Annotated in this window: 12 protein-coding genes, 6 tRNA genes, 3 rRNA genes and 1 pseudogene; all 22 read left to right on the forward strand. The window is 47.2% G+C overall.

Translation table 11 applies throughout. The annotated features are described in order from the left end of the window. The first annotated feature begins 75 nt into the window (after nucleotides 1-75). Nucleotides 76-1,608: ribosomal RNA gene (locus ICN49_RS00080) — 16S ribosomal RNA — on the forward strand. 58 nt (nucleotides 1,609-1,666) lie between these two features. Beyond that, a tRNA-Ile gene (locus ICN49_RS00085) sits at nucleotides 1,667-1,743 on the forward strand. Between the two features lie 32 nt (nucleotides 1,744-1,775). After that, a tRNA-Ala gene (locus tag ICN49_RS00090) sits at nucleotides 1,776-1,851 on the forward strand. Nucleotides 1,852-2,119: 268 nt separating this feature from the next. Further along, nucleotides 2,120-4,993: ribosomal RNA gene (locus ICN49_RS00095) — 23S ribosomal RNA — on the forward strand. A 105-nt stretch (nucleotides 4,994-5,098) separates the two neighbouring features. Next, nucleotides 5,099-5,212: ribosomal RNA gene (rrf, locus tag ICN49_RS00100) — 5S ribosomal RNA — on the forward strand. Together the 16S, 23S and 5S rRNA genes with 5 tRNA genes alongside form the textbook arrangement of a ribosomal RNA operon. Before the next feature lie 103 nt (nucleotides 5,213-5,315). After that, nucleotides 5,316-5,400, forward strand: a tRNA-Tyr gene (locus ICN49_RS00105). Between the two features lie 5 nt (nucleotides 5,401-5,405). Then, nucleotides 5,406-5,479: transfer RNA gene (locus ICN49_RS00110), tRNA-Gly, on the forward strand. A gap of 22 nt (nucleotides 5,480-5,501) precedes the next feature. Beyond that, nucleotides 5,502-5,576 (forward strand) — tRNA-Thr (locus ICN49_RS00115). Nucleotides 5,577-5,664: 88 nt separating this feature from the next. After that, complete coding sequence (gene tuf, locus ICN49_RS00120; RefSeq protein WP_216164192.1) at nucleotides 5,665-6,855, forward strand: elongation factor Tu; 1,191 nt, start codon at nucleotides 5,665-5,667, stop codon at nucleotides 6,853-6,855. 9 nt (nucleotides 6,856-6,864) lie between these two features. Continuing rightward, nucleotides 6,865-6,940: transfer RNA gene (locus tag ICN49_RS00125), tRNA-Trp, on the forward strand. Nucleotides 6,941-6,960: 20 nt separating this feature from the next. Then, a complete protein-coding gene (secE, locus tag ICN49_RS00130; RefSeq protein WP_216164195.1) occupies nucleotides 6,961-7,338 on the forward strand; it encodes a preprotein translocase subunit SecE in 378 nt (125 codons plus the stop codon). A gap of 9 nt (nucleotides 7,339-7,347) precedes the next feature. Next, nucleotides 7,348-7,920: a transcription termination/antitermination protein NusG gene (gene nusG, locus ICN49_RS00135; RefSeq protein WP_216164199.1), complete on the forward strand. Its 573-nt coding sequence runs from the start codon at nucleotides 7,348-7,350 to the stop codon at nucleotides 7,918-7,920. Between the two features lie 144 nt (nucleotides 7,921-8,064). After that, complete coding sequence (gene rplK / locus ICN49_RS00140; protein WP_011901890.1) at nucleotides 8,065-8,496, forward strand: 50S ribosomal protein L11; 432 nt, start codon at nucleotides 8,065-8,067, stop codon at nucleotides 8,494-8,496. Between the two features lie 2 nt (nucleotides 8,497-8,498). Further along, nucleotides 8,499-9,200, forward strand: a complete 702-nt coding sequence (gene rplA, locus ICN49_RS00145; protein WP_216164202.1) for a 50S ribosomal protein L1 — start codon at nucleotides 8,499-8,501, stop codon at nucleotides 9,198-9,200. 237 nt (nucleotides 9,201-9,437) lie between these two features. Beyond that, nucleotides 9,438-9,950: pseudogene (rplJ, locus tag ICN49_RS00150) on the forward strand (50S ribosomal protein L10); the annotation flags it as partial. Nucleotides 9,951-10,136: 186 nt separating this feature from the next. Next, complete coding sequence (rplL, locus tag ICN49_RS00155; RefSeq protein WP_216164209.1) at nucleotides 10,137-10,514, forward strand: 50S ribosomal protein L7/L12; 378 nt, start codon at nucleotides 10,137-10,139, stop codon at nucleotides 10,512-10,514. A gap of 227 nt (nucleotides 10,515-10,741) precedes the next feature. Next, nucleotides 10,742-14,842: a DNA-directed RNA polymerase subunit beta gene (gene rpoB, locus ICN49_RS00160; protein ID WP_216164212.1), complete on the forward strand. Its 4,101-nt coding sequence runs from the start codon at nucleotides 10,742-10,744 to the stop codon at nucleotides 14,840-14,842. A gap of 1 nt (nucleotide 14,843) precedes the next feature. After that, nucleotides 14,844-19,106 (forward strand): DNA-directed RNA polymerase subunit beta', encoded by a 4,263-nt coding sequence (gene rpoC, locus ICN49_RS00165; protein WP_216164216.1) that lies wholly within the window; start codon nucleotides 14,844-14,846, stop codon nucleotides 19,104-19,106. Nucleotides 19,107-19,283: 177 nt separating this feature from the next. Continuing rightward, nucleotides 19,284-19,664 (forward strand): 30S ribosomal protein S12, encoded by a 381-nt coding sequence (rpsL, locus tag ICN49_RS00170; protein WP_062307031.1) that lies wholly within the window; start codon nucleotides 19,284-19,286, stop codon nucleotides 19,662-19,664. Between the two features lie 152 nt (nucleotides 19,665-19,816). Beyond that, nucleotides 19,817-20,287 carry a 30S ribosomal protein S7 gene (gene rpsG, locus ICN49_RS00175; RefSeq protein ID WP_015420229.1) on the forward strand — a complete coding sequence of 157 codons (471 nt, stop codon included), beginning with the start codon at nucleotides 19,817-19,819 and terminating at the stop codon, nucleotides 20,285-20,287. A gap of 27 nt (nucleotides 20,288-20,314) precedes the next feature. Beyond that, nucleotides 20,315-22,417, forward strand: coding sequence for an elongation factor G (gene fusA, locus ICN49_RS00180; RefSeq protein ID WP_216164219.1), 2,103 nt, complete (start codon nucleotides 20,315-20,317; stop codon nucleotides 22,415-22,417). A 39-nt stretch (nucleotides 22,418-22,456) separates the two neighbouring features. After that, the gene (gene tuf / locus ICN49_RS00185; RefSeq protein WP_216164222.1) at nucleotides 22,457-23,647 is read left to right on the forward strand and encodes an elongation factor Tu; all 1,191 of its coding nucleotides are present in this window, start codon (nucleotides 22,457-22,459) and stop codon (nucleotides 23,645-23,647) included.

A 23,647-nucleotide genomic window follows, 5' to 3' on the forward strand; every position in this document is an offset into this window, starting at 1 on the left:
CAGTAAAAAGATTTGGTTTTATTACCAAGTCAATTTCTTTAATGAGTGCGACGATCCGCAAGGATCACAGTGATTAAACTGAAGAGTTTGATCCTGGCTCAGATTGAACGCTGGCGGCATGCCTTACACATGCAAGTCGAACGGCAGCACGGGTACTTGTACCTGGTGGCGAGTGGCGAACGGGTGAGTAATACATCGGAACGTACCTTATCGTGGGGGATAACGCAGCGAAAGCTGTGCTAATACCGCATACGCCCTGAGGGGGAAAGCGGGGGATCGAAAGACCTCGCGCGATTAGAGCGGCCGATGCTTGATTAGCTTGTTGGTGGGGTAAAAGCCCACCAAGGCGACGATCAATAGCTGGTCTGAGAGGACGATCAGCCACACTGGGACTGAGACACGGCCCAGACTCCTACGGGAGGCAGCAGTGGGGAATTTTGGACAATGGGGGCAACCCTGATCCAGCAATGCCGCGTGAGTGAAGAAGGCCTTCGGGTTGTAAAGCTCTTTTGTCAGGGAAGAAACACCGGCTCTAACACAGTCCGGGAATGACGGTACCTGAAGAATAAGCACCGGCTAACTACGTGCCAGCAGCCGCGGTAATACGTAGGGTGCAAGCGTTAATCGGAATTACTGGGCGTAAAGCGTGCGCAGGCGGTTATACAAGACAGGCGTGAAATCCCCGGGCTTAACCTGGGAATGGCGCCTGTGACTGTATAGCTAGAGTGTGTCAGAGGGGGGTAGAATTCCACGTGTAGCAGTGAAATGCGTAGATATGTGGAGGAATACCAATGGCGAAGGCAGCCCCCTGGGATAACACTGACGCTCATGCACGAAAGCGTGGGGAGCAAACAGGATTAGATACCCTGGTAGTCCACGCCCTAAACGATGCTGACTAGTTGTTCGGGATTTACATCCTGAGTAACGTAGCTAACGCGTGAAGTCAGCCGCCTGGGGAGTACGGTCGCAAGATTAAAACTCAAAGGAATTGACGGGGACCCGCACAAGCGGTGGATGATGTGGATTAATTCGATGCAACGCGAAAAACCTTACCTACCCTTGACATGTGACTAACGAAGTAGAGATACATTAGGTGCTCGTAAGAGAAAGTCAACACAGGTGCTGCATGGCTGTCGTCAGCTCGTGTCGTGAGATGTTGGGTTAAGTCCCGCAACGAGCGCAACCCTTGTCTTTAGTTGCTACGCAAGAGCACTCTAAAGAGACTGCCGGTGACAAACCGGAGGAAGGTGGGGATGACGTCAAGTCCTCATGGCCCTTATGGGTAGGGCTTCACACGTCATACAATGGTGCATACAGAGGGTTGCCAACCCGCGAGGGGGAGCTAATCTCAGAAAATGCATCGTAGTCCGGATCGTAGTCTGCAACTCGACTACGTGAAGCTGGAATCGCTAGTAATCGCGGATCAGAATGTCGCGGTGAATACGTTCCCGGGTCTTGTACACACCGCCCGTCATACCATGGGAGTGGGTTTTGCCAGAAGCAGTTAGCCTAACCGCAAGGAGGGCGACTGCCACGGCAGGGTTCATGACTGGGGTAAAGTCGTAACAAGGTAGCCGTATCGGAAGGTGCGGCTGGATCACCTCCTTTCTAGAGAAAGATGCTGGAGCTTTAGTGCCCACACTTATCGGTTCACAATAAAAGCCACGGGTCTGTAGCTCAGCTGGTTAGAGCACTGTGTTGATAACGCAGGGGTCGTAGGTTCAAGTCCTACCAGACCCACCAAATCAGAAGTGATATGGACTATGTGGAACGTTGGGGGATTAGCTCAGCTGGGAGAGCACCTGCTTTGCAAGCAGGGGGTCGTCGGTTCGATCCCGTCATCCTCCACCAACTATCTAAATGTCAAAACTAAGCGAACATTTAATCGTTTAGTTTTGCCATTTATGGCTGTTCTTTAAAAATTTGAGTAAGCAAAGTGTCAAATGTTTCTTTGAGAGGACATTTGACAATGTAATAAGGGTAAAGATTGAATCATCAATCAGTAATACAAACGAGTTTTATAAAGTTCTTAAAAAGTACTTACAGTTTGGATTACGGCAAACATGTCAGAAGTAGAAGTAAAACCTGTAACGGTTACTAGCAATGGTGCTCGTTATAGGATCAAGTGAATAAGTGCACATGATGGATGCCTTGGCGATTACAGGCGACGAAAGACGTTATAACCTGCGATAAGCCCCGGGGAGCTGGTAAATAAGCTTTGATCCGGGGATTTCTGAATGGGGAAACCCACCACTTTTGTGGTATCCATACCTGAATACATAGGGTATGAGAAGCGAACCTCGTGAACTGAAACATCTAAGTAGCGAGAGGAAAAGACATCAACCGAGATTCCCAAAGTAGTGGCGAGCGAAATGGGAAGAGCCTTCTAGTGATATCTCAGTAATTAACAGAATGGAATGGAAAGTCCAACAATAAAGGGTGATAGTCCCGTATGTGAAAATTATTGAGTGGTACTAGGCTAGAGACAAGTAGGGCGGGACACGTGAAATCCTGTCTGAATATGGGGGGACCATCCTCCAAGGCTAAATACTCGTAATCGACCGATAGTGAACAAGTACCGTGAGGGAAAGGCGAAAAGAACCCCGGGAGGGGAGTGAAATAGATCCTGAAATTGTGTGCATACAAACAGTAGGAGCCTCGTAAGGGGTGACTGCGTACCTTTTGTATAATGGGTCAGCGACTTACATTCAGTAGCAAGCTTAACCGAATAGGGAAGGCGTAGCGAAAGCGAGTCCGAATAGGGCGCTAGTTGCTGGGTGTAGACCCGAAACCAGTTGATCTATCCATGGCCAGGTTGAAGGTGCGGTAACACGTACTGGAGGACCGAACCCACTAACGTTGAAAAGTTAGGGGATGAGCTGTGGATAGGGGTGAAAGGCTAAACAAAACTGGAAATAGCTGGTTCTCTCCGAAAACTATTTAGGTAGTGCCTCGTGTATCACTGTAGGGGGTAGAGCACTGTCATGGTAGTGGGGTCCATTGCGGATTACTGCGCCATAGCAAACTCCGAATACCTACAAGTGCAAGCACGGGAGACAGACATCGGGTGCTAACGTCCGGTGTCAAGAGGGAAACAACCCAGACCGCCAGCTAAGGTCCCTAATATATGCTAAGTGGGAAACGAAGTGGGAAGGCTAAAACAGTCAGGAGGTTGGCTTAGAAGCAGCCATCCTTTAAAGAAAGCGTAATAGCTCACTGATCGAGTCGTCCTGCGCGGAAGATGTAACGGGGCTAAGCATATAACCGAAGCTGCGGATCACAGCAATGTGATGGTAGGAGAGCGTTCTGTAAGCCTGTGAAGGTGTCTTGTAAAGGATGCTGGAGGTATCAGAAGTGCGAATGCTGACATGAGTAGCGATAAAGGGGGTGAAAAGCCCCCTCGCCGTAAGCCCAAGGTTTCCTGTTCAACGTTCATCGGAACAGGGTGAGTCGGCCCCTAAGGCGAGGCAGAGATGCGTAGCTGATGGGAACAAGGTTAATATTCCTTGACCATTGTTAGATGCGATGGGGGGACGGATCGCGGAAAGTTGTCCGGGTGTTGGAAGTCCCGGTTCTTGCGTTGGAGATGGCTATTAGGTAAATCCGGTAGCGTAATTCAAGGGCGTGAGACGAGTGAATTTATTCACGAAGCAATTGGAAGTGGTTCCAAGAAAAGCCTCTAAGCTTCAGTCTAACAAGACCGTACCGCAAACCGACACAGGTGGGCGAGATGAGTATTCTAAGGCGCTTGAGAGAACTCAGGAGAAGGAACTCGGCAAATTTGTACCGTAACTTCGGGATAAGGTACGCCCTGGTAGTTTGACCCTGTACAAGGGGAGGACGAAAGGGTTGCAATAAAAAGGTGGCTGCGACTGTTTAATAAAAACACAGCACTCTGCAAACACGAAAGTGGACGTATAGGGTGTGACTCCTGCCCGGTGCTGGAAGATTAAATGATGGGGTGCAAGCTCTTGATTGAAGTCCCAGTAAACGGCGGCCGTAACTATAACGGTCCTAAGGTAGCGAAATTCCTTGTCGGGTAAGTTCCGACCTGCACGAATGGAGTAACGATGGCCACACTGTCTCCTCCTGAGACTCAGCGAAGTTGAAATGTTTGTGATGATGCAATCTACCCGTGGCTAGACGGAAAGACCCCATGAACCTTTACTGTAGCTTTGCATTGAATTTTGAACCGGTCTGTGTAGGATAGGTGGGAGGCGTTGAAAGCGGGATGCTAGTCTCGCTGGAGCCAACCTTGAAATACCACCCTGGTTTGTTTGAGATTCTAACCTTGGCCCATTATCTGGGTCGGGAACAGTGCATGGTAGGCAGTTTGACTGGGGCGGTCTCCTCCCAAAGTGTAACGGAGGAGTACGAAGGTACGCTTGGTACGGTCGGACATCGTACCTAAAGTGCAATGGCAAAAGCGTGCTTAACTGCGAGACCGACAAGTCGAGCAGGTGCGAAAGCAGGTCATAGTGATCCGGTGGTTCTGTATGGAAGGGCCATCGCTCAACGGATAAAAGGTACTCTGGGGATAACAGGCTGATACCGCCCAAGAGTTCATATCGACGGCGGTGTTTGGCACCTCGATGTCGGCTCATCTCATCCTGGGGCTGTAGCCGGTCCCAAGGGTATGGCTGTTCGCCATTTAAAGAGGTACGTGAGCTGGGTTTAAAACGTCGTGAGACAGTTTGGTCCCTATCTGCCATGGGCGTTGGAGATTTGACGGGGGCTGCTCCTAGTACGAGAGGACCGGAGTGGACGTACCGCTGGTGTACCTGTTGTTTCGCCAGAAGCATCGCAGGGTAGCTATGTACGGAAGAGATAACCGCTGAAAGCATCTAAGCGGGAAACTTGCCTGAAGATGAGATCTCCCGTAGGTTTAACCTACATAAAGGGTCGTTGAAGACCACAACGTTGATAGGTCGGGTGTGTAAGCGCAGTAATGCGTTGAGCTAACCGATACTAATTGCCCGTTAGGCTTGATCCTATAACCAGCACTATTGTGTTGGATGTTTGCCAGATTTAATCTGCATCCTTATTACATGCTTACTCAAATAGAGTTGTTGATAAATCAACAACTCAACCCTCTACGCCCGGTGACCATAGCAAGTTGGAACCACTCCTTCCCATCCCGAACAGGACAGTGAAACGACTTTACGCCGATGATAGTGCGGATTACCCGTGTGAAAGTAGGTAACTGCCGGGCACCAATGCGACGCCCAGACCCTTTTAGGTCTGGGCGTTTTTACTTGTGCAAAGCGTTAAGAGATTGACAGAAACTCCATTGGGAGTCAGAATATTGGGTTGACGGAGGGGTGTCCGAGCGGCTAAAGGAGGCAGACTGTAAATCTGTTGGCTATGCCTACGTAGGTTCGAATCCTACCCCCTCCACCAAAAGTGCGGGATTAGTTTAATGGTAAAACAGCAGATTTCCAATCTTCGGTCAAGAGTTCGATTCTCTTATCCCGCTCCAGAATTTGCAGTAAAGAATTTTGGCCCATGTGGCTCAGTGGTAGAGCACTCCCTTGGTAAGGGAGAGGTCGGCAGTTCGATCCTGCCCATGGGCACCAGGCATTAAGTTTTAATAATTGTGTAGTACATGTTGATTACATTTGTGTAACCGAGTTGGTTTAAGAGTTAACTAAAGGCAGACAAAAAATGGCAAAAGAAAAGTTCGAGCGGACAAAACCGCACGTAAACGTAGGCACCATCGGTCACGTTGACCACGGTAAAACCACATTGACAGCAGCAATTGCAACCGTGCTTTCTAAGGCATTCGGTGGCGAAGCAAAAGCATACGATCAGATCGATGCTGCTCCTGAAGAAAAAGCACGCGGTATTACGATTAATACAGCGCACGTTGAGTACGAGACTGCAAACCGTCACTACGCTCACGTGGATTGCCCAGGACATGCTGACTACGTGAAGAACATGATTACTGGCGCTGCCCAGATGGACGGCGCTATTTTGGTATGTTCAGCTGCTGACGGCCCAATGCCACAAACGCGTGAAGTTATCCTCTTGGCACGCCAAGTTGGCGTTCCTTACATCATCGTGTTCTTGAACAAATGCGATATGGTTGATGATCATGAATTGTTAGAACTCGTTGAAATGGAAGTTCGTGAGCTTCTATCTAAATACGACTTCCCAGGTGACGACACACCAATCATCCAAGGTTCTGCTAAGTTAGCCCTTGAAGGCGACGAAGGCCCAATGGGTAAAGAAGCCATCATGAAATTGGCTGAAGCATTAGATACATTTATCCCAACTCCAGAACGTGCTATTGACGGTGCCTTCTTGATGCCTGTAGAAGATGTGTTCTCTATCTCTGGTCGCGGTACTGTAGTGACTGGTCGTATCGAGCGCGGTATTGTTAAAGTTGGCGAAGAGATTGAAATCATCGGTATCAAGCCAACCCTCAAAACCACTTGTACTGGTGTTGAAATGTTCCGCAAATTGCTCGATCAAGGTCAAGCAGGCGATAACGTTGGTATCTTGTTACGCGGTACAAAACGTGAAGAAGTTGAGCGCGGCCAAGTATTGGCTAAGCCAGGTTCAATCACCCCACATACTCACTTTACAGCCGAGGTTTATATCTTGGGTAAAGATGAAGGTGGCCGTCATACACCATTCTTTAACAACTATCGCCCACAGTTTTACTTCCGTACTACGGACGTAACAGGTTCGATCGAGTTGCCAAAAGACAAAGAAATGGTTATGCCTGGTGATAACGTAACCATTACCGTAAAACTCATCGCCCCAATCGCGATGGAAGAAGGTTTACGTTTTGCGATCCGCGAAGGTGGCCGTACAGTTGGCGCCGGTGTGGTTGCAAAGATTTTGGCTTAATTTTAATAAAGGGGTGTAGCTCAATTGGCAGAGCGTTGGTCTCCAAAACCAAAGGTTGGGGGTTCGATGCCCTCCGCCCCTGCCACGATTTGAACTGAAAGTAATATGTCACAACATACAGCAGGTCACTCTGAAGAAAAGAGCAGCTGGGTCTCCGGACTCGCTGCTTTAATTGTCGTTGCAGCGTTAGTGCTTTACTACACGCTCATTGACCAATCTTTATTGGTGCGCGTGGCGGTTTTGTTTGGCGGTATTGCTGCAGCAGTTTTCATTGTGGCCGTTTCACCAGATGGGCGTCGCTTTATCGCCTACGCAAAAGATTCCTGGTACGAAGTAAAGAAAGTTGTTTGGCCAACTCGTAAAGAGACCACCCAAATGACAATGGTCGTATTTGGTTTTGTTCTGATCATGTCCCTATTTCTGTGGATGGCAGACAAATTAATTGAATGGCTAGTTTTTTCAGTCTTTCTTGGCTGGAAGTGAGTAAGAAAAATGATTGATTCTGAATTGGCTACAAACCCACAAGCGGCTAACAATATGCGCTGGTACGTTATTCATGCTTACTCCGGTATGGAAAAAAGCGTGAAAAGAGGCTTAGAAGAGCGCATCGGTCGTTCTGGTATGCCTGAAAAATTTGGCCGTATTTTGGTTCCATCCGAAGAGGTTGTTGAGATCAAATCTGGTCAAAAGGCTGTTTCTGAGCGTCGTTTCTTTCCAGGCTACGTCCTGATTGAGATGGAAATGACCGACGAGAGCTGGCATTTGGTGAAAAACACACCAAAAGTGACTGGATTCGTTGGTGGCGTCAGAAACCGTCCAAGCCCTATTTCTACGGCTGAAGTAGCCAAAATCATGGATCAAATGCAAGCTGGGGTTGATAAACCTAAGCCTAAGACCTTATTTGAGGTTGGTGAGATTGTGCGCGTTAAAGAAGGCCCATTTATTGATTTCAACGGAAATATTGAAGAAGTCAATTATGAGAAGTCAAGACTGCGCGTTTCTGTTACAATTTTTGGCCGCGGTACCCCAGTTGAACTGGAGTTCGGCCAAGTAGAAAAGATGTAAAAACAGGGCTTTAGCCGTGTTTTGCAGTAGTTGTAAGTGGTTAGTAATAACCGAGGAGCGGAGCTAGAAAGCCAAAAACTAGCGAAGCGTTTACTCAACAGCGGTCTTTCCTAATGAGGTTAGGCGCGCTTTTAGGAGCAACAAATGGCAAAGAAGATTATTGGCTTTATTAAGCTGCAGATCCCTGCAGGTAAAGCAAATCCATCACCACCCGTAGGCCCAGCTTTGGGTCAGCGCGGTCTCAATATTATGGAATTCTGTAAGGCGTTCAATGCTCAAACTCAGAGCATGGAGCCAGGCCTTCCAATACCAGTCGTGATTACAGCGTTCGCTGATAAGAGCTTCACATTCATCATGAAGACTCCTCCAGCAACCATCATGATTAAGAAGGCTGCCAAGATCGAAAAAGGATCACCACGTCCCCATACCGACAAGGTAGGAAAAATTACTCGTGCTCAAGCGGAAGAAATCGCTAAAGCAAAAATGCCAGATTTGACAGCAGCCGATATGGATGCAGCTGTTAGAACTATCGCTGGTAGCGCCCGCTCCATGGGCATCACAGTGGAAGGTCTCTAATCATGACTAAGTTATCTAAACGCGTAAAAGCAATTCAATCTAAAGTTGATCGCAACAAATTCTATTCGCTAGAAGATGCATTGAACCTTGTTAAAGAGTGTGCAACTGCTAAGTTCGATGAGTCTATCGACGTTGCTGTTCAATTGGGTATTGACGCTAAGAAATCTGACCAAGTTGTGCGTGGCGCAGTTGTGCTCCCAGCTGGTACAGGTAAGCACGTTCGTGTTGCTGTTTTTGCTCAAGGCGAGAAGGCTGAACAAGCTAAAGCTGCTGGTGCAGAAATTGTTGGCATGGAAGAACTTGCTGAACAAATTAAAGGCGGCAAAATCGACTTCGATATTTTGATTGCATCCCCAGACACAATGAAAATTGTTGGTACTTTAGGTCAAGTATTAGGCCCACGTGGTTTAATGCCAAATCCAAAAGTTGGAACGGTAACTCCTGATGTAGCGACTGCAGTTAAAAATGCAAAAGCTGGTCAAGTTCAGTTCCGTGTGGACAAAGCCGGTATCGTGCACGCAAGCATTGGCCGTCGTTCATTCGAGCCAACTGCATTGAAATCTAACTTGCTTGCATTGCTCGAGGCTTTGAATAAAGCGAAGCCGCCTGCATCAAAAGGTATTTATTTAAAGAAGGTTGCCGTAAGCAGCACCATGGGTGCAGGCGTACGTGTAGACCAAGCATCGTTACAGGCAGCTCAGTAATACGCTTGTAGCAAAAAGGAACTTTGGGTCGACTCTTGCTCTTTGAGCGTGAGTCGAACATCAAAGACCGTTGGTGAATTAGTTGCTTATACAGAGTTAATTCTTAATCGTTACGAAAGTAATAGCCAGCGCAGATGGCGACCCTGAAAAGATTTCGCAAGACTTTCTTGTGATTGAACAATCAGACGCTGGTGTGTAACCCCAACTGGAAACAGTTGGTTTTTATGGAGTTAAACCGTGCCTTTGAATGTAGAAGACAAAAAAGCGATTGTTGCTGATGTCGGCGCTCAATTAGCGGGAGCTCAAACAGTCGTGCTTGCTGAATACCGTGGTATTCCAGTTGAGCAGTTGACAAAGCTGCGTGCTAGCGCACGTGACCAAGGTGTATATCTTCGCGTTTTGAAGAACACATTGGCACGCCGTGCTGCACAAGGCACACAGTTTGAGCCGCTTGCTGATTCGATGGTTGGCCCCTTGATCTATGGCATTTCTGCCGATCCGATTGCTTCGGCAAAAGTATTGCAGAACTTTGCTAAGACTCAAGACAAGCTAGTCATTACTGCTGGCTTATATAACGGCAAGTTGTTAGACGTGGCGGGTGTTAAATCCCTTGCGTCAATTCCAAGCCGCGACGAGTTGTTATCTCAGTTGTTGGGTGTCATGTTGGCCCCAGTATCTGCAATGGCTCGCGTATTGGGCGCAGTAGCAGCGCAAAAAGCAGCAGGAGCACCAGCTCCAGTTGCAGCACCTGTAGTTGAAGTTGCTGAAGTTGCAGCAGCCCCAGCAGAAGTTGTTGCTGAGGTAGTTGCCGAAACAGCCGCTCCAGAAGCAAGTGCAGAGCCTGCAGCTGTAAGTCCAGAAGCTGGAACAGAAGCAAACGAAACCCCTGCCGCTGAATAAGCGACACATTAACTATTTAAGTATTAGGAGCTAAAAATGGCGATTACTAAAGAAGAAATCATTGATGCAGTAGGTAGCATGTCTGTAATGGATCTTAACGATCTCGTTAAAGCATTCGAAGAGAAGTTTGGCGTTTCAGCTGCAGCTATGGCTGTTGCTGGTCCTGCTGGTGCTGGCGGTGGCGGTGCTGCTGCTGAAGAGCAAACAGAATTTACTGTGAACTTGCTCGAAGCTGGCGCTAACAAAGTTTCAGTAATTAAGGCTGTTCGCGAAATTACTGGCCTTGGCCTCAAAGAAGCAAAAGACTTGGTTGATGGCGCACCGAAGCCAATCAAAGAAGCTGTTGATAAGAAGACAGCTGAAGAAGCCAAGAAGAAGCTTGACGAAGCAGGCGCTAAGTCAGAAATCAAGTAATAAAAACTTAACTAGCGCTTCTCAAAAAGAGGCGTTAGTCATGTTGGGTTTGATCTTTAGAGGTCAAACCCGATTTCATTTCTGATTGAAATCGGGTTTGCCTTCTGATACGACTGCAGAATGCAAGTTTGGTCGGACACTGGATCTATACGATTTAGTGTTGTCCGCCAGTGATTGGTAGTGGCCAATCGCCAAATCTTTGTACAGTCGCTGAATTCGGAGATGAAATGAACTATAGCTTCACCGAACGCAAGCGAGTCCGTAAAAGCTTTGCTAAGCGAGTTAATAACCACCAGGTTCCGTACCTGATCGCAACGCAGCTGGAATCCTACGCTAAATTTTTACAGGCTGAAAAGCCAGCCATGTCTCGTCTTACTGAGGGACTTCAAGCTGCCTTTACATCAGCGTTCCCAATTGTGTCTAACAATGGCTATGCACGTATGGAATACGTGTCTTACCAGTTATCACAACCACCATTTGACGTTAAAGAATGTCAGCAACGTGGTTACACATACCATTCAGCCTTACGTGCAAAAGTTCGCTTGATTATTTATGATCGCGAAGCACCAACCAAGGTTAAAGAAGTAAAAGAGAGCGAAGTCTACATGGGTGAAATTCCACTCATGACAGAAAACGGTTCTTTTGTTATCAACGGTACTGAGCGCGTCATCGTTTCTCAGTTACACCGTTCACCAGGCGTGTTCTTTGAGCACGATAAGGGCAAGACACATAGCTCAGGTAAGTTGCTGTTTTCAGCACGCATCATTCCTTACCGTGGTTCATGGCTTGATTTCGAGTTTGATCCAAAAGATATCCTTTATTTCCGCGTTGACCGCCGTCGTAAGATGCCTGTCACCATTTTGCTCAAAGCAATTGGCTTAAACAACGAACAGATTCTTGCAAACTTCTTTAACTTTGATCATTTCACTTTGAGCGCAAATGGCGCCTCAATGGAATTTGTTCCAGAGCGTTTGCGTGGTCAGTTGGCCAACTTTGATGTGCTTGATAAAAATGGCGTTGTTGTCATTCAAAAAGACAAGCGCATCAATGCAAAACATATTCGTGAACTTGAAGCTGCTAAAACCAAGAACATCGTTGTTCCAGATGACTACTTGGTTGGCCGTGTAGTTGCACGCAACATCATTGATCCGGACTCTGGTGAAATCTTGGCTTACGCTAATGATGAAATCACTGAAGAGTTGTTGGCTACATTGCGTGATGCTGGCATCAAGCAATTGGAAACCATTTACACCAATGATTTAGATTCTGGTGCATACATTTCACAGACATTGCGTACTGATGAAACTGCGGATCAAATGGCTGCTCGTATTGCCATTTATCGCATGATGCGTCCTGGTGAGCCACCAACAGAAGATGCCGTTGAAGCTTTATTCCAACGCTTGTTCTACAACGAAGATAGCTACGATTTATCTCGTGTTGGTCGTATGAAGGTCAATAGCCGTCTCGGTCGTGCTGAGATGGAAGGCCTGATGGTCTTGTCGAACGAAGATATTCTTGACACCATTAAGTTGCTCGTTGATTTGCGTAACGGCAAAGGCGAAGTAGATGACATCGATCACTTAGGTAATCGTCGTGTACGTTGCGTTGGTGAGTTAGCAGAGAATCAATTCCGCGCTGGCTTGTCACGCGTTGAGCGTGCAGTTAAGGAACGTCTCGGTCAAGCCGAAACAGAAAATCTGATGCCGCATGACTTGATTAACAGCAAGCCAATCTCATCAGCAATCCGCGAGTTCTTCGGATCTTCACAGTTGTCCCAGTTTATGGACCAAACAAACCCATTGTCAGAGATCACGCACAAGCGTCGTATTTCTGCATTGGGACCTGGTGGTTTGACACGTGAACGCGCAGGCTTTGAAGTGCGTGACGTACATCCAACCCACTACGGTCGTGTTTGCCCAATTGAAACTCCAGAAGGACCAAACATTGGTCTGATCAACTCACTCGCACTCTTTGCGCGTTTGAATGAGCATGGTTTCTTGGAAACACCATATCGCAAAGTTGCTAATAGTAAAGTAAGCGATGAAGTGATGTATCTCTCCGCTATCGAAGAGGCTAAATACATCATTGCTCAGGCTAATGCGACGATCGATAAGAACGGCAAGTTGGCAGATGAATTGGTTTCAGCGCGTCAAGCTGGTGAAACCTTGATGGTTAGCCCAGAGCGCGTTGATTTCATTGACGTTGCCCCAAGCCAAATCGTTTCTGCTGCTGCTTCACTCGTGCCATTCTTGGAACATGATGATGCGAACCGTGCCTTGATGGGTGCGAACATGCAGCGTCAAGCGGTTCCTTGCTTGCGTCCAGATAAGCCATTAGTTGGTACAGGTTTAGAGCGCATTGTTGCGGTTGACTCCGGTACGGTTGTTTTGGCATCTCGCGGCGGTATTGTGGATTATGTCGATGCCAACCGTGTTGTGATTCGTGTAAACGATGACGAAACAGCGGCTGGTGAAGTTGGTGTGGATATTTATAACCTCATCAAGTACACCCGTTCAAACCAAAACACCAACATCAATCAACGTCCAATCGTTCAGGTTGGCGATCGCGTTGCGCGTGGTGACGTAGTTGGTGACGGCGCTTCTACCGATTTAGGTGAATTAGCTTTGGGTCAAAACATGACCGTGGCATTTATGCCATGGAACGGTTACAACTTCGAAGATTCAATCTTGATCTCTGAGAAAATTGTTGCTGACGATCGTTACACCTCTATTCATATTGAAGAGTTGTCGGTTGTTGCTCGTGATACCAAGCTCGGCTCAGAAGAAATTACTCGTGATATTTCCAATTTGGCAGAGTCACAACTCTCCCGTTTGGATGAGAGCGGTATTGTTTACATCGGTGCTGAAGTTGAGGCTGGTGACGTATTGGTTGGTAAGGTCACTCCAAAGGGTGAGACAACGCTCACTCCAGAAGAGAAGCTCCTCCGTGCGATCTTCGGTGAAAAAGCATCTGATGTTAAAGATACTTCTTTGCGCGTTCCTTCAGGAATGATTGGTACCGTAATCGATGTTCAAGTCTTCACCCGTGAAGGTATTGAGCGCGATGCACGTGCACAGGCCATTATTCAAGAGGAATTACAACGCTATCGCTTGGACTTAAATGACCAGTTGCGGATTGTTGAGGGTGATGCCTTCATGCGTTTGGAAAAGATGTTGATTGGCAAAGTTGTCAACGGCGGTCCTAAGAAATTGGCTAAAGGCGCCAAGATCGACAAGGATTACCTTGCTGATTTAGAGAAATACCATTGGTTTGATATTCGTCCGGCGGATGATGATGTTGCCTCTCAAGTTGAGGCAATCAAGTCTTCAATCGAAGCCAAGCGTAAGCAGTTTGATGAGGCCTTCGAAGAGAAGCGCACCAAGCTTACCCAAGGCGATGATTTGCAGCCTGGCGTAACGAAGATGGTTAAGGTGTACTTAGCTGTTAAGCGTCGCTTACAGCCTGGTGACAAGATGGCTGGTCGTCACGGTAATAAAGGTGTGGTTTCTAAAATTGCTCCTGCCGAAGATATGCCATTTATGGCAGATGGACGTCCAGTAGATATCGTCTTGAACCCATTGGGCGTTCCTTCCCGTATGAACGTTGGTCAGATCTTGGAAACCCACTTAGGTTGGGCGGCTCAAGGTATTGGTAAGCGTATTGATGAGATGGTTCGTCAACAGGCTAAACAAGCTGAACTCCGTAAGTTTCTGAAGCAGCTTTACAACGAAACCGGCCGGATTGAAGACATCGACAATTTCACTGATGAGCAGATCACTGTTTTGGCTGAGAATTTACGTCAAGGCTTGCCATTTGCTACGCCAGTATTTGACGGTGCTACTGAGGCAGAAATCAGCCGCATGCTCGAGTTGGCTTATCCAGAAGAAGTAGCTACCTCTTTGAAGATGACTCCATCACGTCAGCAAATGATTCTGTGTGATGGCCGGACTGGCGATCAGTTTGAGCGTCCAGTCACTGTTGGCGTAATGCACGTCTTGAAACTCCACCATTTGGTCGACGACAAGATGCATGCACGTTCAACCGGACCTTACTCGTTAGTAACGCAACAGCCACTGGGCGGTAAAGCTCAGTTTGGTGGTCAGCGCTTTGGTGAGATGGAAGTTTGGGCCCTCGAAGCATACGGTGCTTCATATGTCTTGCAGGAAATGCTGACAGTGAAGTCCGATGACGTCGCAGGCCGTACCAAGGTTTACGAAAACATCGTCAAGGGCGAGCACACGATTGATGCTGGCATGCCCGAATCCTTCAACGTGCTGGTAAAAGAAATCCGCTCGTTGGGTATTGACATTGACATGGAGCGCAACTGATATGAAAGCATTGCTCGATTTATTTAAGCAAACGCAGGGCGAAGAGCAGTTTGATGTCATCAAAATTGGTCTCGCATCTCCTGAGAAAATTCGCTCATGGTCTTTTGGTGAAGTTCGCAAACCAGAAACCATCAACTATCGGACTTTTAAGCCCGAGCGTGATGGTCTGTTCTGCGCCAAGATTTTTGGACCAACCAAAGACTACGAGTGCTTATGCGGCAAGTACAAGCGCTTAAAGTTCCGCGGCGTCATCTGCGAGAAGTGCGGTGTTGAAGTTACTCTCGCCAAAGTACGTCGTGAGCGCATGGGCCACATTGAGTTGGCAGCCCCTGTCGCACACATTTGGTTCTTAAAGTCTTTGCCATCCCGTTTGGGTATGGTTCTCGATATGACTTTGCGTGATATCGAACGTGTTCTTTACTTTGAAGCATATGTAGTGGTTGATGCAGGTATGACCCCTGAAGGCGCCATGAAGCGCGGTCAGATCATGTCTGAGGATGAGTACTACGCCAAGACTGAAGAGTACGGTGACGGTGCATTTACGGCCATCATGGGCGCTGAAGGTATTCGTGATCTCTTGCGTTCGATTGATATCGATCGTGAAGTTGAGACTATTCGTGCTGACTTAAAAGCTACTGGTAGTGATGCCAAGATTAAGAAATACGCTAAGCGCTTAAAAGTGCTCGAGGCGTTCCAGACTTCAGGTATTAAGCCTGACTGGATGATCATGGAAGTATTGCCAGTATTGCCACCTGAATTGCGCCCATTGGTGCCATTGGATGGCGGTCGCTTTGCTACCTCTGATTTGAACGACCTCTATCGTCGCGTTATTAACCGTAACAACCGCTTAAAGCGTTTGTTAGAGTTGCGCGCACCAGAGATCATTGTTCGTAACGAAAAACGCATGCTGCAAGAAGCGGTTGACTCGTTGCTTGATAACGGTCGTCGCGGTAAGGCTATGACTGGCGCTAACAAGCGTCCGCTCAAGTCCTTGGCCGAGATGATTAAAGGTAAGAGCGGTCGTTTCCGTCAAAACTTGTTGGGTAAACGTGTTGACTACTCAGGTCGTTCAGTCATCGTGGTTGGTCCTACATTGAAATTGCATCAGTGCGGCTTGCCAAAATTGATGGCCTTGGAATTGTTCAAGCCATTTATTTATAACAAGCTCGAAACTTTGGGAATCGCAACCACTATTAAGGCTGCGAAGAAAGAAGTTGAAAGTCAGACTCCAATCGTTTGGGACATTCTCGAAGAAGTGATTCGTGAACATCCAATCATGCTGAACCGTGCGCCTACATTGCACCGCCTTGGTATTCAGGCTTTCGAGCCAATGCTGATTGAAGGCAAAGCGATCCAATTACACCCATTAGTCTGCGCGGCATTTAACGCCGACTTTGACGGTGACCAAATGGCGGTTCACGTTCCTTTGTCGCTCGAAGCGCAAATGGAAGCACGTACCTTGATGTTGGCTTCGAACAACGTATTGTTCCCAGCTAACGGCGAGCCATCAATCGTTCCTTCACAGGACGTTGTGTTGGGTTTGTACTATGCAACTCGTGACAAGATCAACGGTAAAGGCGAAGGCATGGTTTTCGCTAATATTACTGAAGTAGTGCGCGCATACGAAGCTGGCCAGGTTGAATTGGCCTCCCGCGTTGCTGTGCGTATCACTGAGCATGAAATCATTGATAAGAAAGCAGAGGGCGATGCCCGTTTTGCTGAAAGAACTGTGATTTATCAAACTTCAGTTGGCCGTGCAATCCTGTCAGAAATTTTGCCTAAAGGCATGACTTTCGAGGAAATTAACAAGCCTCTGAAGAAAAAAGAAATCTCACGTTTGATCAACACTTCATTCCGTAAGTGCGGTCTTCGTGAAACTGTTATTTTTGCTGACCGCCTCTTGCAGTCCGGTTTCCGCTTGGCGACTAACGCCGGTATCTCGGTTGCGATCGACGATATGCTGATTCCTAGCTCTAAAGAGCGCATCATCACTGAAGCCTCTAATAAGGTTAAGGAATATGACAAGCAGTTCATGTCAGGCCTTGTAACCAATCAAGAACGTTATAACAACGTGGTTGATATTTGGGGCGCCGCTGGTGACCAAGTTGGTAAAGCCATGATGGATGAGTTGTCACACGTTGACGTACTCGACCGTAACGGTAAAACTGTGCGTCAAGAATCCTTTAACTCCATCTACATGATGGCGGATTCTGGTGCGCGTGGATCTGCTGCGCAGATTCGTCAGTTGGCTGGTATGCGTGGTTTGATGGCTAAGCCTGATGGCTCCATCATTGAAACCCCAATTACTGCGAACTTCCGTGAAGGTTTGAACGTTTTGCAGTACTTCATCTCAACTCATGGTGCTCGTAAAGGTTTGGCTGATACTGCGCTTAAGACTGCTAACTCGGGTTACTTGACGCGTCGTTTGTGCGACGTTACTCAAGATCTCGTCGTGATCGAAGATGATTGCGGAGCCACTTCTGGCGTAACGATGAAGGCGCTTGTTGAAGGCGGCGAAATTATCGAAGCATTGCGCGATCGTATTTTGGGTCGTGTATGTATCGGTGATGTCGTTCACCCAGATACACAGGAAGTCATCGTTCCTAATGACACCTTGCTTGACGAAGATCATGTAGATCAAATCGTTGCATTGGGTATCGACGAAGTTAAAGTTCGCACAGTATTGTCTTGCTTAACTCGCTTTGGCTTGTGTGCTAAGTGCTATGGACGTGATTTAGGTCGCGGTGGTTTGGTAAACGTTGGTGAAGCGGTTGGTGTTATTGCTGCTCAGTCCATCGGTGAGCCAGGAACACAGTTGACCATGCGTACTTTCCACATTGGTGGTGCAGCGTCACGTGCTTTGGTTGCAAGCAATATTGAAGCCAAGTCAAATGGTGCTTTGAAGTTCTCCGGCACAATGCGTGTTGTTAAGAACGCGAAGGGCGAGCAGATCGTGATTTCACGTTCTGGCGAAGCCTTGATCGTTGATGACAATGGCCGTGAGCGCGAACGTCATAAAGTGCCTTACGGTGCAACCCTGTCATTAAAAGAAGGTGCTGCAGTCAAGGCTGGTGCAAGCTTGGCAACATGGGATCCATTAACCCGTCCAATCATTTCTGAGTACGCTGGTATCGCTCGCTTCGACAACGTTGAAGAAGGCGTCACAGTAGCTAAGCAGGTTGATGAGGTAACCGGACTCTCTACCCTCGTAGTAATTGATGGCAAGCGTCGTAGTGCTGCTAGCAAGGGTGTTCGTCCATTCATTAACTTAATCGATGCTAAAGGCGAAGAAGTATTGATCGCTGGCACTGATCATCCAGTAAACATTGGCCTGCAAGTTGGCGCTTTGATTACTGTTAAAGATGGCCAGAAGGTTGAGGTTGGTGAAGTATTGGCGCGTATTCCAATCGAATCACAGAAGACACGCGACATTACCGGTGGTTTGCCGCGCGTTGCTGAATTGTTCGAAGCACGTTCACCAAAAGATGCCGCTGTATTGGCTAAAGTCACAGGAACAGTTTCCTTCGGTAAAGAAACCAAAGGTAAACAACGTTTGGTGATTACCGATATGGATGGTGAAGCGAATGAATTCTTGATTCCTAAAGAGAAACAAGTTCTGGTTCATGACGGTCAAGTTGTGAATAAGGGCGAGATGATCGTGGAAGGCCCAGCCGATCCACACGATATCTTGACACTCAGAGGTATTGAAGAATTAGCTATCTACATCGTTGACGAAGTTCAAGACGTTTACCGTTTGCAAGGCGTGAAGATTAATGACAAGCACATTGAAGTCATCGTGCGTCAAATGTTGCGTCGCGTGCAAATTACTGATGGTGGCGATACTGCCTACATCACTGGTGAGCAAGTTGAGCGTTCAAAACTGTATGATGCGAACGATTTAGTGATTGCTGCAGGTAAGCGCCCAGCTCAATTTGAGAACGTATTACTGGGCATTACTAAAGCGTCCTTGTCGACAGACAGCTTCATTTCAGCGGCTTCTTTCCAAGAAACCACCCGTGTATTGACCGAAGCCGCCATTATGGGCAAGACCGATACACTCCGTGGCCTCAAGGAAAACGTCATTATTGGTCGCCTGATCCCTGCTGGTACCGGCTTGGCTTATCGCCGTGCACGCAAGGTCAGAGAGCAATTTGAACGTGATCGCGCTCAAATGATTGCCGCCGAAGAGGAAGCAATGGTTGATATGCCTTTAGAAATAGAGGCTGAAGTGATTGCTCCTGCTGGGGAGGCTGATCCAAGCTAATTTGGTGTTTTTGGCCAGAAATGGCCAGCTTTTTCCCCATTAGGTTGACGGAAAAGGCTGGCCAAGCTAGAATGCTGAGTTCTACTGATTCAGAAGAGGGTCTTTTTGACCTAGAAATTATCTAAGTCATTGATTTTCTTGAAGAAAGCAACAAAGAAGTACTAACCGAGCTATTTTATGCCAACAATTAATCAATTATTACGCAAGCCAAGAAGTCGGCTGACCGTTAAAAGCAAAAGCCCTGCGCTGCAAAACAGCCCGCAGCGCCGTGGTGTATGCACACGTGTATATACAACAACCCCTAAAAAGCCTAACTCTGCGCTGCGTAAAGTAGCTAAGGTTCGCTTAACCAATGGTTTTGAAGTGATTTCATACATTGGTGGTGAAGGCCATAATCTCCAGGAACACTCAGTAGTGTTGATCCGTGGTGGTCGTGTAAAAGATTTGCCAGGTGTTCGTTATCACATCGTTCGTGGCTCACTTGACTTGCAAGGTGTTAAAGACCGTAAGCAATCTCGTTCCAAGTACGGTGCTAAGCGCGCCAAGAAAGCAGCTTAATAGCCGCTTGAAGTTTTTGTAGCAAGTCATTGTTTGTCAGACTTAAAAGACAAGTAAGTGGTTGTTCCGTCTAAGAAATTTTTCTTAGATAGTAGGGCAACCGGAGCGGGTGATCCATGTGGACCACCCCTAACTGAACTGAAGGAATAGTTATGCCACGTCGTCGCGAAGTTCCCAAACGGGAAATCCTGCCTGATCCAAAATTCGGCAATGTAGAAGTAGCAAAATTCATGAACGTCCTCATGTTGGACGGCAAGAAGTCGGTTGCAGAGCGTATCGTTTATGGTGCCTTTGATCACATCGAGAAAAAAGCAAACAAAGAACCACTCGAAGTTTTCTCAACAGCTATGGGCAACGTTAAGCCAATGGTTGAGGTGAAGAGCCGTCGTGTTGGTGGTGCTAACTACCAGGTTCCTGTTGAAGTTCGCCCATCACGCCGTTCTGCTTTGGCAATGCGCTGGGTGCGCGAAGCCGCTAAAAAGCGTGGCGAAAAATCTATGGCCCAACGTTTGGCCAACGAATTATTAGAAGCTGCTGAAGGTCGTGGCGGCGCAATGAAGAAGCGTGAAGAAGTTCACCGTATGGCTGAAGCTAATAAAGCTTTCTCCCATTTCCGCTTCTAATCGAATAGCAAAGAAAAGGCACCAACAGTGGCACGTAAAACCCCAATCGACAGATATCGCAATATTGGTATCTCTGCGCATATTGACGCAGGCAAAACAACAACTACAGAACGTGTTTTGTTCTACACCGGTGTTAATCACAAAATTGGTGAAGTGCATGATGGCGCAGCTACCATGGACTGGATGGAGCAAGAGCAAGAGCGTGGTATCACGATTACTTCTGCTGCTACCACCACTTTTTGGAAGGGCATGGCTGGTAATTTTGCTGAGCACCGCATCAATATTATTGATACCCCAGGACACGTAGACTTCACTATTGAAGTTGAGCGTTCAATGCGCGTTCTTGATGGTGCTTGCATGGTTTACTGTGCGGTTGGTGGTGTACAGCCACAATCTGAAACTGTTTGGCGTCAAGCAAACAAGTATCAAGTTCCACGTTTAGCATTCGTGAACAAGATGGACCGTACAGGCGCTAACTTCTTCAAGGTCTACGACCAGATGAAGTTGCGTTTGAAAGCAAACCCTATCTTGATCCAGATTCCTATTGGCGCTGAAGAAAACTTCAAAGGCGTTGTTGACTTGGTAAAAATGAAGGCCATCTATTGGGATGAGGCTTCACAAGGTACCAAATTTAACTACGAAGAAATTCCTGCAGAATTACAAGCATCTGCTGAAGAGTGGCGCGAGAAGATGTTAGAAGCTGCCGCTGAAAGCTCAGAAGAGTTGATGGAAAAGTACCTCGGTGGCGAAGCGCTAACCGAAGAAGAAATTAAAGCAGCATTGCGTCAACGCACGATTGCTAATGAAATCATTCCAATGATGTGCGGAACAGCTTTCAAAAACAAAGGTGTTCAGGCGATGTTGGATGCAGTAGTAGAGTTGCTGCCTTCCCCGTTGGATGTTCCACCAGTTCCTTGTGAACTGGAAGACGGAACTCCTACGACGCGTAAAGCAGCTGATGATGAGAAATTCTCTGCATTGGCATTTAAGATCATGACTGACCCATTCGTTGGCCAGCTTATTTTCTTCCGCGTTTACTCAGGAATGATGAAGTCTGGCGACACAATCTACAACCCAATTAAGGGCAAGAAAGAACGTGTTGGCCGTTTGTTGCAAATGCATGCAAACCAACGTGAAGAAATCAAAGAAGTTTACGCAGGCGATATCGCAGCGGCAGTTGGTCTGAAAGATGCAACTACTGGCGAAACATTATGTGATCCAGATAGCATCGTGATTTTGGAGCGCATGGTATTCCCAGAGCCAGTGATTTCCCAAGCAGTTGAGCCAAAGACAAAACCAGACCAAGAAAAAATGGGTCTTGCTTTGAATCGTTTGGCACAAGAAGATCCATCATTCCGCGTTAAAACGGATGAAGAGTCTGGCCAAACTATTATTTCTGGAATGGGCGAGCTCCATTTGGAAATTTTGGTTGACCGTATGCGTCGCGAATTTGGTGTTGAAGCTACTGTTGGTAAGCCACAAGTTGCGTATCGCGAAACCATTCGTAAAGTTTGCGAAGAAATTGAAGGTAAGTTTGTTAAGCAATCTGGTGGTCGTGGACAGTATGGTCACGTGGTATTGAAGCTTGAGCCACAAGCACCAGGTAAAGGTTTTGAATTCATTGACGCTATTAAAGGTGGTGTAGTTCCTCGTGAATACATTCCTGCTGTAGAAAAAGGAATTCGCGAAACATTGAACTCCGGTATTTTGGCTGGCTATCCAGTTGTAGATATCAAGGCAACATTGTTCTTCGGTTCATACCATGACGTTGACTCCAATGAAAACGCATTTAAGATGGCGGGTTCAATGGCATTCAAAGACGGTATGCGCAAAGCATCACCAGTATTGCTCGAGCCAATGATGGCCGTTGAAGTTGAAACACCAGAAGATTTCATGGGTAACGTAATGGGTGACCTCTCATCACGTCGCGGTATTTTGCAAGGTATGGATGACATTCCAGGCGGCGGCAAGATCGTACGTGCTGAAGTGCCATTAGCAGAGATGTTTGGTTACTCAACTGGCTTGCGCTCGTTGACCCAAGGTCGCGCTACCTACACCATGGAATTTAAGCATTACACAGAAGCACCTAAAAACGTAGCTGAAGCAGTGATGGCTGCTAAAGCGAAGTAATTTATCCACATATTTTTGAATATTGACTAGCTAAAGNNNATGGCAAAAGAAAAGTTTGAGCGGACAAAACCGCACGTAAACGTAGGCACTATTGGTCACGTTGACCACGGTAAAACCACCTTAACTGCAGCGATTGCTACAGTGCTTTCTAAGCAATTTGGTGGCGAAGCAAAAGCATACGATCAGATCGATGCTGCGCCTGAAGAAAAAGCACGTGGTATTACGATTAATACTGCGCACGTTGAGTATGAGACAGCTAATCGTCACTACGCACACGTTGATTGCCCAGGACATGCTGACTACGTTAAGAACATGATTACTGGTGCTGCCCAGATGGACGGCGCTATTTTGGTATGTTCAGCTGCTGACGGCCCAATGCCACAAACGCGTGAACATATCCTCTTGGCACGCCAAGTTGGCGTTCCTTACATCATCGTGTTCTTGAACAAATGCGATATGGTTGATGATGAAGAGTTGTTAGAACTCGTCGAAATGGAAGTTCGTGAACTTCTTTCTAAATACAAATTTCCTGGCGATGACACACCAATCATCCGTGGTTCTGCTAAGTTAGCTCTTGAAGGCGACGAAGGCCCAATGGGTAAAGAAGCCATTATGAAATTGGCTGAAGCTTTGGATACTTTTATTCCAACTCCAGAACGTGCTATTGACGGCGCCTTCTTGATGCCTGTAGAAGATGTGTTCTCTATCTCTGGTCGCGGTACTGTAGTGACTGGTCGTATCGAGCGCGGTATTGTTAAAGTTGGCGAAGAGATTGAAATCATCGGTATCAAGCCAACCCTCAAAACCACTTGTACTGGTGTTGAAATGTTCCGCAAATTGCTCGATCAAGGTCAAGCAGGCGATAACGTTGGTATCTTGTTACGCGGTACAAAACGTGAAGAAGTTGAGCGCGGCCAAGTATTGGCTAAGCCAGGTTCAATCACCCCACATACTCACTTTACAGCCGAGGTTTATATCTTGGGTAAAGATGAAGGTGGCCGTCATACACCATTCTTTAACAACTATCGCCCACAGTTTTACTTCCGTACTACGGACGTAACAGGTTCGATCGAGTTGCCAAAAGACAAAGAAATGGTTATGCCTGGTGATAACGTTTCAATTACCGTAAAACTCATCGCCCCAATCGCGATGGAAGAAGGTTTACGTTTTGCGATCCGCGAAGGTGGCCGTACAGTTGGCGCCGGTGTGGTTGCAAAGATTTTGGCTTAA

It is taken from the genome of Polynucleobacter finlandensis, from assembly GCF_018881755.1.
Lineage (GTDB): Bacteria > Pseudomonadota > Gammaproteobacteria > Burkholderiales > Burkholderiaceae > Polynucleobacter > Polynucleobacter finlandensis.